This window comes from Desulfitobacterium sp., assembly GCF_035539115.1.
Classification (GTDB): Bacteria; Bacillota; Desulfitobacteriia; order Desulfitobacteriales; family Desulfitobacteriaceae; genus Desulfitobacterium_A.
Window position 1 is genome coordinate 25152 of sequence record NZ_DATLJA010000086.1, and the last position, 14016, is coordinate 39167.

General features: G+C 45.5%; 12 protein-coding genes. 10 read left to right on the top strand and 2 right to left on the bottom strand.

Translation table 11 applies throughout. The features are described 5' to 3' along the window. Positions 1 to 346: 346 nt before the first annotated feature. Positions 347 to 1345, top strand: coding sequence for a DNA polymerase III subunit delta (gene holA / locus VM640_RS13745; RefSeq protein ID WP_325393169.1), 999 nt, complete (start codon positions 347 to 349; stop codon positions 1343 to 1345). Between the two features lie 187 nt (positions 1346 to 1532). Here the strand turns inward: holA and rpsT are convergent, their stop codons facing one another. Beyond that, positions 1533 to 1805 (bottom strand): 30S ribosomal protein S20, encoded by a 273-nt coding sequence (gene rpsT / locus VM640_RS13750; RefSeq protein ID WP_325393171.1) that lies wholly within the window; start codon positions 1803 to 1805, stop codon positions 1533 to 1535. A 243-nt stretch (positions 1806 to 2048) separates the two neighbouring features. Here rpsT and VM640_RS13755 point away from each other — a divergent pair, with 243 nt between their 5' ends. The 5 genes from VM640_RS13755 to lepA all read left to right on the top strand — a co-directional run bounded on the left by VM640_RS13755 (position 2049) and on the right by lepA (position 8216). After that, positions 2049 to 2381: a phage holin family protein gene (locus VM640_RS13755; protein WP_325393173.1), complete on the top strand. Its 333-nt coding sequence runs from the start codon at positions 2049 to 2051 to the stop codon at positions 2379 to 2381. Positions 2382 to 2448: 67 nt separating this feature from the next. Beyond that, positions 2449 to 3540, top strand: a complete 1092-nt coding sequence (gene spoIIP, locus VM640_RS13760; protein WP_325393175.1) for a stage II sporulation protein P — start codon at positions 2449 to 2451, stop codon at positions 3538 to 3540. Between the two features lie 106 nt (positions 3541 to 3646). After that, on the top strand, positions 3647 to 5209 hold the full coding sequence (murJ, locus tag VM640_RS13765) for a murein biosynthesis integral membrane protein MurJ (RefSeq protein ID WP_325393177.1): 1563 nt from the start codon (positions 3647 to 3649) through the stop codon (positions 5207 to 5209). A gap of 61 nt (positions 5210 to 5270) precedes the next feature. Further along, positions 5271 to 6314, top strand: a complete 1044-nt coding sequence (locus VM640_RS13770; RefSeq protein ID WP_325393179.1) for a phosphodiester glycosidase family protein — start codon at positions 5271 to 5273, stop codon at positions 6312 to 6314. A gap of 96 nt (positions 6315 to 6410) precedes the next feature. Next, entirely contained in the window at positions 6411 to 8216 is a 1806-nt protein-coding gene (gene lepA / locus VM640_RS13775) for a translation elongation factor 4 (protein WP_325393181.1), read from the top strand. A 284-nt stretch (positions 8217 to 8500) separates the two neighbouring features. On the opposite strand, the gene VM640_RS13780 is transcribed toward lepA, so the two are convergent. Then, entirely contained in the window at positions 8501 to 8635 is a 135-nt protein-coding gene (locus VM640_RS13780) for a hypothetical protein (protein ID WP_325393183.1), read from the bottom strand. A 485-nt stretch (positions 8636 to 9120) separates the two neighbouring features. On the opposite strand from VM640_RS13780, the gene hemW reads away from it, so the two are divergent. The 4 genes from hemW to dnaK all read left to right on the top strand — a co-directional run bounded on the left by hemW (position 9121) and on the right by dnaK (position 13980). Next, positions 9121 to 10248, top strand: coding sequence for a radical SAM family heme chaperone HemW (gene hemW / locus VM640_RS13785; RefSeq protein ID WP_325393185.1), 1128 nt, complete (start codon positions 9121 to 9123; stop codon positions 10246 to 10248). 172 nt (positions 10249 to 10420) lie between these two features. Then, the gene (hrcA, locus tag VM640_RS13790) at positions 10421 to 11458 is read left to right on the top strand and encodes a heat-inducible transcriptional repressor HrcA (protein ID WP_325393187.1); all 1038 of its coding nucleotides are present in this window, start codon (positions 10421 to 10423) and stop codon (positions 11456 to 11458) included. Positions 11459 to 11475: 17 nt separating this feature from the next. After that, a complete protein-coding gene (gene grpE, locus VM640_RS13795) occupies positions 11476 to 12105 on the top strand; it encodes a nucleotide exchange factor GrpE (protein ID WP_325393189.1) in 630 nt (209 codons plus the stop codon). A gap of 24 nt (positions 12106 to 12129) precedes the next feature. Beyond that, positions 12130 to 13980, top strand: coding sequence for a molecular chaperone DnaK (gene dnaK / locus VM640_RS13800; RefSeq protein ID WP_325393191.1), 1851 nt, complete (start codon positions 12130 to 12132; stop codon positions 13978 to 13980). The last annotated feature ends 36 nt before the right edge of the window (positions 13981 to 14016 follow it).

Below are 14016 nucleotides of genomic sequence, written 5' to 3' on the forward strand. Positions count from 1 at the left end.
GTAGGTAAGAATAGGAGGGAACATCTCTTTTCTCCTCCTCTTTCTTTGGCCCCTTCACTTGTTGGAGGGGATTTTTTTGTACTAACAGAAAGTATAAATTTGGGGGCAGATAGCATAAGTGCAACCAGCGGTTTTCACTTTCCTACGATGAATGCGGTTAAGTTCGGCAGGATAAGGCGACTAAGGCCACCGCTTTGGCGCTGACCAAGTCTTCTATATCGCAAAGCTTCGCGAAAGCCGGGTTTTCTTTACTTAGAACGAGGAATTGGTTCCCCCGTCTCCAAATAAAGATATAGCATTCTATCAGCTTCTTGTTTAGAATAAGAAGGTGGGGGGAGGGTAACGAATGCGGGAAATAGAGCAAATCCGTCAAGCAATTCAAAAGGGCCTTCCTTTGGTCTACCTCTGGTATGGGGAAGAGCGCTTTCTCCTTCAAGAGGCTGTTCAGATTTTGATGAATTCTTATTTAGAAAAGGACCCGTCTGGAAGCGGGATTGAGGTTGTATCAGCCAAGGCTGTGACACCAGTTGAGATTGTTGAACGAGCGAGCACGATCTCTTTTTTTCAGGGGCGGCTGGTGATTGTTGAGGATATTCCGTATTTTCAGGAGGGACAAGGGGATAGTTTAGAGCCCTATTTTGAGTATTTTAAGGACCCTAATCCAGGAACCTGTCTTTTGTTTTTATCCGAGAGTGTGCATAAAGGACGTAAGTTTTACAAAGCGATCGGTCAAGCGGGTGTGATTGTGGAATTCACGGCACCCAAACGGGCCCAAGAGTGGCAAGCCTGGCTTGATTCTGAACTTCAGGCAAGAGGGAAAAAGATGCGTCCTGAGGTTAAAACCTTTTTTCTAGAATGGACAGGGCATCAACCTGGGGTGTTAAATCAGGAACTCGATAAACTCGTGTTGTATGTCGGAGAACGAGAAATGATTCGAGCCGAAGATGTGAAGGAGATTATCCCGCAAACGTCCGAGGCTACAGTTTTTGAACTTTTGGATGCTGTGGCAGCACGTTCAAGTGCACTCGCTTTGCAAAAGCTTCATCAGGTTTTACGCCAGGAGCATGCCCTTAAAGTTCTTACTCTTCTGGTTCGACAAGTTCGAATGCTCCTTGGGACTCAGGCTTTACGCCAAAAGGGTGGAAATGTGAATGATGCTCCTCGTTTATTGGGAATGAAGCCCTTTGAGGCTCAAAAAGTATGGAGACAGTCTGAAAAACTGAGCTACCAACAGTTGGAGACGGCTCTCCGAGAATGCTTAGCTACTGAACTAGGAATTAAGACAGGCAAAGGGGAAGCCAATTTCTTATTGGAGTTAATGGTGACGAAATTCTGTGCACTTTAGTTATTTGAGAGTGCCAAAAGAAGGCATAAAAAAAGAGTGGCGAATAAACACTACTCTTTTTTTATACTAACAGAAAGTATAAATTTTTGGCAGATAGCATAAGTGCAACCAGCGGTTTTCGCTTTCGCAAAGCTCGGCGAAAGCCGGGTTTTCTTTATGCCGTTCTAACTTAAGGTTAACCTAGGGCTTAGCCGACTTGGGTAAATTGCTTCGCATAACGTTTGGTTAAACGAGACTTTTTACGGGCAGCCATGTTGTCATGTACTAACCCTTTAGAAGAAGCTTTATCCAAAGCGCGGGTTGCTTTGCTCAACGCAACTTTAGCGGTATCGGCGTCTGTGCTTAAAGATTCTTCAAAACGACGAAGTGTTGTCCGTAAAGCCGATTTAGCGGCAGTATTTTTAAGCGCGCGAGCTTTGGTCAATTCAACTCTTTTGATAGCGGACTTAATATTTGGCACTGGTGGTCACCCCCTTTGGAATAAACTTTCCAACAGTATACACAAACTACATTCTAACATTCAATAGGAAATAATTCAAGGCGGAATCCCTCAGATCCTTTAAAAGTCCTTTGAAAAATCTTAAACGAAATTCAAAAAATTAAAGAGATCGAGGGTCGGATAAAAAGAAGTAAAGTTGTTTAGACTATATGCTGTAGTCTAAGTTAAAAAGACATAAAGTCAATTACGATTGGAGGGTTTTTAATGTTAGGAATGATTGTCCGGTTTATTGTTTCTGCGATCGTATTGCTCTTGGTGAGCTACATTGTTCCTGGTCTTCACGTAGCCGGATTTACAGGCGCACTGATCGCTGCCGTAGTTATTGCCGTTCTGGGTTATGTCGTTGAACTGGCTTTTGGCAAAACCAAGCTTACCCGTTTTCACCGCGGGGCGGTTGGCTTCATTACATCAGCAGTGGTTATTTATCTCACCCAATTTATTGTTCCTGGATCTATTCGTGTTAACTTAATTGGTGCTTTGCTGGCTTCTCTTGTCATAGGAATCGTTGATACCTTTGTACCCACTGAGTTGCGCTAAAAAAGTAAGTTCTAACGAAGACTTGTCCTTCATATTCCTTAATAAAAAGGAAAGGAGGACAAGTTTCTTGTTACACCAAAAAACCTATTCAAAATGGCGTTTATGGCCGACATCTTATTGGGCCCGTGGTATAATTTTCACCTTACTTGCACTTCTCTTCTTAGGACTCTTTGCTTACGCCTTGGAACAGGGGAGTTCACGCCAACTTGTTCGCGTCTTAGTTCAGCAAAAATTCCCGTTTGAAGCAATAGTGATGGAAGGTATTCCTGGATATTCAGCACCTGAACGTCCACTTTTAGGCCAGATCCGAAATCAAGGGGTATCGTTAGGAATGTTCTTGCTAACGGGAGTTAATTTGTCAGATACACGCACCTATTTTTTGAGTTACTTTACTCCACCGCCTGAAGGTCCGGCTTGGATTGGATGGGCCTATAATGCAAATGACCCAGAGTTTGAGGGATTTGATTCTGGGCCAAGCATTGAACCTATCCCCAAGGACCCAGGAAATAACCCTGGTTTGCAAAATCAGACTCCTACGCCTCAACCCAACTCGAGTAACGGGAAAGTCCTTGTCGGAATCTACAACACTCATAATGCTGAGTGCTACGCAGGGGATGGTGGTCCGGAACGACGGGACGGAGAAAACGGCGATGTTGTTACTGTTGGGGAAACATTGAAAAAAGCCCTCGATAAAGATGGAGTACCTACAGTTCATTCCTTACAGATTCATGACGCAGCAGATATGATGAAAGCCTATAATAGGTCTGTTGTTACGGCAACCCAGCTTTTAAACGACAATCCCTCGCTGAAGCTGCTTCTTGATTTGCATCGGGATGGGCTCCCGCCGGATGTTGATAAGTCGACGACTACGATCAACGGCAAAGACGTTGGAAAGGTATTGGTTGTTATTGGCAAGAAAAATCCTCATTGGCAGAAAAATGAAGAAATTGCTCAACAGTTGATTGCGTTAGGAGAAAAAAAATATCCAGGTTTATTCGTTACGCAAATCAGTTATGCTTCTGATGCCCGTTATAATCAGCATCTAGCCGATGGAGCACTTCTTTTCGAAATCGGAAGTCAATTAAATACGCTCGAAGAGGCGAATGGAGCTGCTGATGCGCTGGCAGATGTACTCGCGGATTGGGTTAAGGCGAATTGATAAACCTCTAATTGGAGACTGATTCTTCCCCCTCGCTTCGAAAAATGATATAATTCTAAAGTTAAACACGAAACTTACCCGAACATCGATAAAAGGGGACAGAAGAATGTCAGGTACACGAACCCTAGCGAAAGCGGCTGGACTGTTGATGTTGACCCAGCTAGCCTCGAGAATTTTAGGCTTTTTTCGGGAATCCATCATGGCCGGTTACTTTGGCAAAACGAGTGCGACGGATGCCTATCAGACCGCATTTATTCTTCCCGATTTAATTTATTGGCTACTTGTAGGCGGAGTTTTAAGCTCTGCCTTTATTCCTGTGTTCTCCGAGTATATCCATAAAGGAAATGAAGAAGAAGGCTGGCGCGTCGTAAGTTCCGTCGTGAATATTATCTTTATCTGGTTAGGCGCATTTGTTATCCTGGCGCTGATTCTCACTCCCTGGTTTATTCAATTGCAAGTCCCCGGATTTTCCGAAGAAAATAAAGCTTTGACGATCCATCTTACCCGCATTATTCTGATCCAGCCCTTGCTTTTAGCCTTAAGTGGGTTAACAATGGGGGTTCTCAATTCTTATAAGATATTTTGGCCCTCAGCTTTAGGTACCGTGCTCTATAATGCGTGTGTTATTCTCTTTGGAATTATTCTGGCTCAGCCCAATAACCCGCAGACGATCTCCGGTTTTGCGATCGGAGTCGTAGTCGGAGCGCTAATGAACTTTCTCGTCCAAATTCCTGCTTTGCGCCGGGTGGGACTTCGGTATTACCCTATTATTGATTGGCATCATCCCGGAGTGAAGCGGATCGCGATGCTGGCCGTCCCGATTATCTTTAGTTATGCTTTGAACCAGATTCAGGTCGCGGTCAATTCCAATCTCGGCTCACACCTCGTTGCGGGAAGTATCACCTCGATTTGGTATTCTTATCGTTTATATCAGTTACCCGTTGGAATTTTCGCCCTAGCCATTGCGGTAGCGATTTTCCCCACACTCAATGAACATGCGACGCTCAAACATTGGCAAGATTTTATCCAAACCTCTTCGAGTGCTGTGCGGATGGTCATTTTTATTACCTTACCTATTTCCGTAGGGATGATTGTCCTGCGTTATCCCTTAATCCAAGTGCTCTTTCAGCATGGAGCGTTTAAAGCAGAGGATACCTTCGCGACGGCAATCCCACTCCTTTATTTTGCAGTTGGCATTTCAGCCCAATCTATCATCCAAATTCTTCCTCGGATGTTTTATGCTTTGCAGGATACCTGGACCCCGGTAATCCTAGGGATACTTTCGATGATTGCTAATGTTATTTTCATGTTCCTATTGGTTAAACCGCTTCAAGCGGGAGGCTTGGCCTTGGCTACCTCCTTAGCTGCAGTTTTCAATATGGTTGCGCTTTTTTATGTCTTGCGTAAACGTTTAAAAAAAATCGATGGCTGGCGAATTTTTCGAACATCCCTGCAAACTTTAGGGGCTTCCCTGCTGATGGGGGCTGTTGTTTGGATTTGGGGCCAAGGTTTGACTCCTCGCCTAGGTTCGGGAACCATGGGGGCAATAATTATACTCATTACGGGAACGGCTCTGGGTGCTCTTATCTTTGCTGGAGCGGCCAAAGTGATGAAGATGGAAGAATTCAATCAGACTTTAGGGATGCTGCAACGGAAAATACATCACTAAGCAGGGGTTACCTGGGAGGGCAACCCTATAAGGCAACTAAGGCATCGTGGAGGAGATAGAAGTGGGTGTTGAGCTCGAGCATTCAGCCGCGGTAAGGGCAGAGAAGAAACTCCGAAGCTGGCAAAAGTTGTTGCTTAAGGTTTTGACTGCTTTTTTATATTTTATCTTCGTTGCGGGGATTACGGGCTATCTTCTCATTTTTTACGGGCCGCTCACCGGGCTAAAGGAACTTTATGTCACGACAGCGATGACAACCTATAGCCATCAATATTTAGCACATTTGCTGGTTAGTGATGAAGAAATCCAACAGATCATGGATAATAACAAAGTAACCGAGCCGACGGTAAACACGGATGAAAAGGCGATAAAGGTGAAACAACCATGGATCCAGCAGAAACCACCGTTGGAGTTCATTGAAACGAAGGGGGACAATTATCATGGCTATCTTCTAAAGGTAGCTAACCCGAAATGGGTTCAACTTGTCGTCACGGATCAACTCGGAAGTAAAGGACTCAAGGTGGAAGAGTTTGCAAGGAAATATCAGGCATCAGCCGCTATCAATGCAGGAGGATTCTCCGATCCTGGAGGAGAAGGGCGGGGTGGAACTCCGACGGGAATTCTCATCACGGGTGGCAGGATTCTTTACAAGGATCAGCTTGCCTTTTATAACTTGATCGGCTTTGATCGGAATGACGTCATGGTCTTGGGGCGATATTCTTTAAAACAGATCGAAGAGCTCGGAATCCGAGATGCCGTTAGCTTTGGCCCTTTTCTGATCGTGAACGGAGAACCCATGATCACACAAGGAGATGGGGGCTGGGGAATTGCACCACGAACGGCGATAGGGCAGACGAAAGATGGGACGATACTTTTTCTAGTGATTGATGGACGGCAGATTGGAAGCTTGGGAGCAACCCTTAAAGATGTGCAAACGATTATGCTCGAACACGGTGCTGAAAACGCGGCTAATCTTGATGGCGGGTCTTCGTCTATACTTGTCCTTGAGGGTAAGGTGATGAATAAACCGAGCAGCTCGTACGGATCGCGTGAGGTCCCTTCGGCCTTTGTCGTGAGGCCGCTCAACCAATTTACTGAGACTTTCTAGGTTTTGCATTTTCTTGCTGATTCCCCCCACATTCTGGTATAATGATTCTTTAGATATTAAATCAACAATAGAATTGCTGGAAATGAGGGGAAATCTGTGGCACAGGCGTCACAAAGAATACGCAACTTCTCGATTATCGCGCACATCGATCATGGAAAATCTACGTTGGCTGACCGTCTGATTGAATATACAGGTGCACTTTCAAAACGAGAGATGGAGGAACAGGTCCTCGACTCGATGGATTTGGAGCGGGAGCGTGGAATTACGATCAAACTCCAAACGGTCCGCCTGCAGTATCAAGCGAAAGATGGACAAGTCTATGAGCTGAATCTCATTGATACCCCGGGACATGTCGATTTTACCTATGAAGTTTCCCGGAGTTTGGCCGCCTGCGAAGGGGCACTCCTGGTTGTGGATGCGGCGCAAGGGATTGAAGCGCAGACCTTGGCTAATGTCTATTTAGCGCTGGAAAATAACCTGGAGATCATTCCAATTATTAATAAGATTGATTTACCAAGTGCAGATCCTGAACGGGTCAAACAAGAGATTGAAGATGTGATTGGACTCGATGCGAGCGAAGCCATTCTCGCTTCAGCCAAGACAGGCATTGGAATTGAAGACATTCTGGAAGCGGTTGTTAAAAAGGTTCCAGCCCCACAGGGAGATGATACGGCACCTTTAAAGGCTTTGATTTTTGATTCCAATTTCGATGCTTATAAGGGGGCCATTTCCCACGTCCGCATCATGGAAGGACGAGTGGCTAAAGGAACTAAGATCAGAATGATGTCAAACGACCGCGTCTTTGAAGTTACAGAAGTCGGAACTTATACACCTGCGATGCGTATTGTCGAGGAATTAAAGGCAGGTCAGGTTGGATTTATTTCGGCGAGCATTAAAAATGTTAAAGATACCCGAGTTGGGGATACGATTACGGATGCAGATCATTCAGCTCTTTTCCCGCTCCCAGGCTACCGCAGCGCGACGCCAATGGTGTTTTGTGGTTTATATCCTGTGGATGCTAGTGATTACGAACATCTTAAAGACGCTTTAGAAAAGCTCCATCTTAATGATGCCAGTCTCGTGTTTGAGCCGGAGACTTCTGTGGCGCTTGGGTTTGGTTACCGTTGTGGTTTCCTGGGGCTTTTGCATATGGAGATTATTCAAGAGAGACTGGAACGGGAATATGATTTAAATCTGATTACAACCGCACCTAGCGTGGTGTACCGCGTGAATAAAACGGACGGAGAAGTCATTAAGATCGATAACCCAACTAACCTGCCGCCAACGGAAGAAATAAGCAGTATTGAGGAACCCATGGTTAAGGCGACGATTATGGTGCCTGCCGACTATGTGGGAGCGATCATGGAACTTAATCAGGAAAAACGGGGTACGTATATCAATATGGATTATTTGTCCGTTAACCGAGTCAGCCTTAGCTATGAGCTTCCCTTAAGCGAAATTGTTTATGATTACTTTGATCAACTTAAATCCAGGACGAAAGGGTATGCTTCTTTAGATTATCAAATGTCCGGATATAAGGAAGCGAATTTGGTCAAACTCGATGTTCTCTTGAATGGGGAATTGGTGGATGCGCTCTCCTTTATTATCCACAAAGATAAGGCGAATAGCCGAGGTCGAAAGCTAGTTGAGAAATTAAGAGGAATTATTCCGCGGCAAATGTTTGAAATACCGATCCAAGCGGTGATTGGAGCGAAGGTTGTTGCTCGGGAAACTGTGAGTGCGTTGCGTAAAGACGTCCTTGCAAAGTGTTATGGTGGGGATATTTCTCGGAAACGTAAACTCCTCGAAAAGCAAAAAGAGGGGAAGAAACGCATGAAGCAGGTGGGCAGTGTGGAAATCCCGCAAGATGCATTTATGGCGGTTCTGAAGATCGATGACTAGAGCGAGTTGCGATTACAGCTGCTCCGGCCGAGCGCTCGTAAAGCAAACTAGCGGTTCAACTGCTGCATGCAAGCAGGCGGGGTTCCCGCCAAAATCGCCATCCTTGGCTCTGTTGGCGGCGGAGCACTTCCATGTGCCCCGCCCCGCTGATGCAAGTGCAGTTTCACCGAGTTTGCTAGCTGCTCGCTTGAAGGCCTCCGCATCTGTACTCGCAACTCTCTGGGTGGCTTCTTAGGTCGCTTGCATGTGATGCTTTCTTGAAACAGGGGGACAGGTCCCTCGTTTCAGTTGTCTTGTTGGCGGCGTTGGCAACCTGTCGCCGTTGAGATGTCATCTTGAGTTTGCGGCTCGGGGCGAAACCCTCCACTGGAGGCTTTCGATCCATGTGCCCCGCCCCGCTGATGCAAGCGCAGTTTCACCGAGTTTGCTAGCTGCTCGCTTGAAGGCCTCCGCATCTGTATTCGCAACTCTCCGGGCAGCTTTTTGGGTCACTTGCATGTGATGATTGCATGGTTCGAGAGGCGGCGGGCGCATTCTGCACCCAAGGCCGCACTTGCAAGCTTCATTAATAGCTTAAGAGAAAGCCTGGGCGTGGATTTTGATTTACGGGAGAGAACGACTAAAGCAAGCAGTTATCCAAGCTTAGGCAGTGGCGACTACTTGCAAGCAAAGGGTTGCGCACAGGCGTGCGCAACCGCCAATAGAGGCAGGAGCCGATTTTTGTGGGCGATGACACGTCTAGTGTCATCGGAGCCTAAACAAGGAGCCGGTGTCTTAGCTTGGACTGCGAAGCGCCTGGAGTAAACGTAGTAAACAAAATCCACTCCCCTTAGATATTCTAAATCTTATAAAAAAGACAGAAGAACCGTCCCCATGTCTACCCAGGGCTAGGAGGTCAGAGCTTATGCCATCACTCTATGTTCACGTTCCCTTTTGCGTACGGAAATGCACTTACTGTGCCTTTTACTCTGTTCCACTGAAAAATGCAAAGGCTCAGGATTACTTGAAGGGGCTAAGGGAAGAAACCGAACTGCGGAAAAAAGATGCCCCTGAGGGGGTATCTTCTCTTTTTATAGGGGGCGGAACGCCGACGGCACTTGCTGAAGAGGAGTTAGAGGAGCTTCTGACTCTTTTAAAGCAGAAATTTTACATTCCCGAAACGGCGGAACAAACAATCGAAGGAAATCCTGGAACCTTAACGCGAGAGAAACTCCAAATTCTCAGACGAGCGGGAATCAATCGGATTTCCCTTGGGGTGCAGTCTTTTGATGATTCTCTTTTAAGACAAATCGGCAGGATTCATACGGTTCAGGACGTTCGAGAAGGAGTTCAACTCATTCGGGAAGCCGGATTTAGAAATCTAAATCTCGACTTAATGTTTGGGCTCCCGAGTCAAACTCTTGAAGATTGGCAGGCGAGTTTGCAAGAGGCTGTTCAGCTCGCCCCAGAGCACTTATCAATTTATGGGCTGATGGTTGAAGAGGATACACCGCTGGCCCGAAACACAAGGCTTTTGGCACTTTTACCAAATGATGATGATCAGGCGGAAATGTACGCTTGGACGAGAAAGTATTTGCGGGAAACGGGCTATCTCCATTATGAAACTTCGAATTTTGCACGACCAGGGTATGAGTGCCAGCATAATTTAGGATATTGGCGGGGTGAGGACTATTTAGGCCTTGGGCCAGGTGCAGTAGGATGTATTCGGCAGGTTCGCTCGAAAAATATCGAAGATATTGCACGATACCGGGAAATGCTAGAGCAGAACCGTTTTCCCCTCGAACCTACAGAGGTGGAATCCCTGTCTGAACATGATCGGATGGCCGAACGGATGATTCTCGGACTTCGTCTTTCTCAAGGAGTTAATCTCACAGCCTTTAAGAAGGAATTTGGACAAGATATTCGGGATATTTACCAATCAGTTTTGGAACGCTATCTTCAGACGAAGGTTCTCATCTTTAATGAAGATGCTTTAAGATTAAACCCAGACTATTGGTTTGTTGCCAATAGTGTGCTTCAAGAATTTGTTTAAATTTAAAATGATGCAGGTAGAAATTAAGCACGAGAAAAATATTTGACCTTCCCTGACTTTTGACCGCAGATCCTCTTGACAACAAAAGTTAAGAGTGATAATGTTGTGTCATAATCGGTTAGCACTCATTAGAGAAGAGTGCTAACAATGTGGTGGGAAGGCGGTAGAGCGTATGCAAATGGATGAACGTAAAAAGAAAATCTTGCGTGCCATTGTTCAAGATTACATTACGACGGCTGAGCCTGTCGGTTCGCGCACGATTTCTAAAAAGTTCGATCTGGGTATCTCGCCAGCAACCATCCGTAATGAAATGGCTGATATGGAAGAAATGGGCCTCATTGAGCAACCACATACTTCTGCTGGCCGGATTCCCATGGATGCGGGATATCGCTATTATGTCGATTGTCTGATGGATCGTCCTGAGCTCAACTCGGAAGATAAAGCCGTGATTGAGCAAGAGACGACGAAACGAATTGCGGAGATTCAGGAAGTCATCGCAAATACGAGTAAGCTTCTCTCCCAACTTACAAGTCTGACGAGTATTGTCATTAGTCCTCATCGCGAAAAAAGCTCTTTTAGCAAAATGCATTTTCTTCCGTATCAACCAGGTCAGGCCATCATGGTGATTGTTAAAGAGAACGGTGTGGTTGAGAATCAGATCGTTGATATTGGTGAGAATGTATCCGCAGAGGAGTTACAAAAGATTGCCAATGCCTTTAATCAAAACATAAAGGGCCATTCGATGGTCGATGTCCGCCATGGACTACTCCATGAGATCTATAGCGAACTCACGCGTCAACGCTCGCTCATTGATCATGCCATAGATCTCCTTTCTGCCGTTTTCGAAGAACCCCAGGAAGATAAAAATAAGGTCTATCTTGGTGGAGCCTTAAACATGCTCAATCAGCCTGAGTTTCGGGATGTTGATAAGGTGAGAAACCTCCTTCAGATTTTCGAAGAGGATGAACAGGTGAAAAAATTGCTCATCCCGACTACGGATAGACTAAGTGTAACGATTGGCGGAGAAAATATCGTAAAGGAACTAAAGGATTGCAGCGTCATTGCAGCAACTTACCAAATCGACGGGGAACACATAGGATCAATTGGGGTAATTGGGCCGACACGTATGGATTACTCCAAAGCGATGGCTTTAGTAGATTTCATGACGAAGACACTGACTGAGCTTCTGACGAAGCGACGAAAAATATAGGGAAGGGTGGTTGAACAATGATCAATCGGGGAGAAAAAACCCCAAATTCAAATCAGGAGAATGTAAAAGAAACGAATTTTCTCCGTGACCAAGATTTGACAGACGAGAACCTCGCTGGGGGTGAAGTCCACGATGGTGGGGAAGAAGTCCTAGAGGATGTTCAGAATGTGTCTGTGGAAGAAAAAGTCCTAACATTAGAGGCTGAACTTAAACAAAGTAAAGAACAAGCTGATGATTATTATGCGCGCTTGCAACGCCTTCAAGCGGAATTTGATAACTTCAGGAAACGGACACAAAAGGAAAAAGAGGAAACGATAAAGTATGCTGCCGAGCGGGTCATTGAAGCGATGCTTCCCGTACTCGATAATTTTGAGCGTGCAGTGTTATCGTCACAATCCAATCAGGATTTCCAAGCGTTTTCACAAGGCGTGGATATGATTCTGAAGCAAATGAAAAGTGGCTTAGCCAAAGAAGGCCTTACTCCGATTGAAACGGTAGGACAGCCCTTTGATCCAAAGTTGCATGAGTCAGTTCTTCAAGTTGATTCGGAGGATTATCCGGAAAACACAGTTGTCGAAGAACTTCAAAAAGGGTATTATCTTAAAGATAAAATATTGCGTCCTAGCATGGTTAAAGTTTCCCGCTAGGAGTGACAAGGAGGAAGAAACATTATGAGTAAAATTATTGGTATTGACTTAGGAACAACAAATTCTTGCGTAGCGGTTATGGAAGGTGGAGAAGCGGTTGTCATCCCGAATGCGGAGGGAAATCGGACGACACCTTCAGTTGTGGGTTTTTCAAAAACAGGTGAGCGTTTAGTAGGTCAAGTCGCTAAACGTCAAGCGGTTTCTAACCCAGATAAAACGGTAAGTTCTATTAAACGTCATATGGGTACAGACTATAAAGTAAACATTGATGGGAAAGATTATTCTTCACAGGAAATCTCGGCTATGGTTTTGCAAAAATTAAAGGCCGATGCTGAAGCCTATCTGGGTCAACCCGTTACCGAAGCTGTAATTACAGTTCCAGCTTACTTCACTGATGCGCAACGCCAAGCAACGAAAGATGCCGGAACAATTGCTGGACTTGAAGTAAAACGGATTATTAACGAACCAACTGCTGCGGCCTTGGCCTATGGACTGGATAAACAAGAAGACCAAACTATCCTTGTTTTTGACTTGGGTGGTGGTACGTTTGATGTTTCCGTTCTTGAACTTAGCCAAGGAATGGTTGAAGTTAAAGCCACCAGCGGTAACAACCGGTTAGGTGGAGACGACTTTGACCAACGGTTAATCGATTATATGGCTGCCGAATTTAAAAAGACCAACGGTGTTGATCTCACTAAAGATCGGGTTGCTGTCCAACGGTTAAAGGAAGCCGCTGAAAAAGCAAAAATTGAATTATCTGGCGTGAGCTCTTCTAATGTTAACTTGCCATTTATCTCAATGACTGCTGATGGTCCTGTGCATTTGGATCTGAACATTACCCGTGCGAAGTTCGATGAATTGACAGCCGATCTCGTTGAAGCTACGCTGGGACCCACACGTCAAGCCTTGAGCGATGCTAAGTTAACCTGGAATGATATTCACCAAGTTATCCTTGTCGGAGGATCTACCCGTATTCCAGCGGTTCAAGATGAAATCCGGAAATTGAGTGGTAAAGAACCCAATAGAAGTGTGAACCCTGATGAGGTTGTTGCTGTAGGGGCAGCGATTCAAGGGGGAGTTCTTGCAGGGGATGTTAAAGATATTATCCTCGTCGACGTCACTCCGCTTTCCTTGGGGATTGAAACACTGGGTGGAGTCTTTACCCGAATTATCGACCGCAACACGACTGTGCCAACGACGAAAAGCCAAGTCTTCTCGACTGCAGCAGATGGTCAGACCTCTGTAGATATCCACGTTCTCCAAGGTGAGCGTGAGATGGCTTCTGGGAATAAGACGTTAGGACGCTTCCAACTTACGGGTATTGCACCCGCTCCTCGTGGAATCCCACAAATTGAAGTGAAGTTTGATATTGATGCCAACGGTATCGTTCACGTCTCGGCTAAGGATACGGCGACTGGTAACGAACAGAAAGTAACGATTACCTCCTCGACTGGCTTAAGCAAAGATGAGATCGAGAAGATGAAGAAAGATGCCGAAGCACATGCTGACGAAGATAAACAACGCAAAGAATTGATCGATGCAAAGAACCAAGCAGACTCCCTTGTTTACCAAACCGAGAAATCGCTTAAGGATTTCGAGGGAAAAGCTCCAGAAAATGAAGTCGAGCCGATTAAGAAAGCTTTGGAAGACCTAAAAGCTGTAGCAAGCGGAGAAAACCTTGAAGAAATCAAGGCCAAAACAGAGGCAGTCAACAGCGTTCTCTATCCGTTTATCGAAAAAATGTACCAACAAAACGCTGGGGCACCGGGGGCTGATGGAGGTGCTGCTGGAGCAGGTACTGATGGAGGAGCAAAGAAAGATGACAATGTCGTCGATGCCGAATATACTGAGGTAGATCCAGATAAAAATAAGTAAATAAAGCTTCAAAAGTTTTTCGTGAGTCAAGGGTGC

Coding starts and splice junctions, on each gene's coding strand:
- holA (WP_325393169.1), top strand. CDS start 347: ATGCGGGAAATAGAGCAAATCCGTCAAGCAATTCAAAAGGGCCTTCCT.
- VM640_RS13755 (WP_325393173.1), top strand. CDS start 2,049: ATGTTAGGAATGATTGTCCGGTTTATTGTTTCTGCGATCGTATTGCTC.
- dnaK (WP_325393191.1), top strand. CDS start 12,130: ATGAGTAAAATTATTGGTATTGACTTAGGAACAACAAATTCTTGCGTA.
- murJ (WP_325393177.1), top strand. CDS start 3,647: ATGTCAGGTACACGAACCCTAGCGAAAGCGGCTGGACTGTTGATGTTG.
- hemW (WP_325393185.1), top strand. CDS start 9,121: ATGCCATCACTCTATGTTCACGTTCCCTTTTGCGTACGGAAATGCACT.
- grpE (WP_325393189.1), top strand. CDS start 11,476: ATGATCAATCGGGGAGAAAAAACCCCAAATTCAAATCAGGAGAATGTA.
- hrcA (WP_325393187.1), top strand. CDS start 10,421: ATGCAAATGGATGAACGTAAAAAGAAAATCTTGCGTGCCATTGTTCAA.